This window comes from Natrialba sp. PRR66 (assembly GCF_034808065.1).
Classification (GTDB): Archaea; Halobacteriota; Halobacteria; order Halobacteriales; family Natrialbaceae; genus Natrialba; species Natrialba aegyptia.
On record NZ_JAXHGN010000161.1, the window covers coordinates 1 to 260 of the forward strand.

The 260-nt window shown below is 70.8% G+C and carries 1 pseudogene; it reads right to left on the bottom strand.

The window, feature by feature from the left end:
* Nucleotides 1-81 precede the first annotated feature (81 nt).
* A pseudogene (locus SM755_RS23850) lies at nucleotides 82-260 on the bottom strand (alkane 1-monooxygenase); the annotation flags it as partial.

Consider the following 260-nt stretch of genomic DNA (forward strand, 5'->3'; position numbering starts at 1 on the left):
CGCGCCCGAACCGCCGTCGTCCTCGTTCACGGACGCCCGGTGGAACGCTCCGACGAAAGAAGTTCCGGTGGGCCGGCTGGTTCAGCGCGGGTCGAGGCCCACCGCGTCCGCCAGCAGCTCGTGCGACCGCAGTCCGTCGTCGTGGTCGGCGACCACGTGCTGGATCATCACCTCGTCGACGCCGACGCGGTCCGCGAACTGCTCGAGCAGGCTCTCGATGGTCTCGGGACTCCCGGAGACGGCTCGGGGCCACTCGTCGT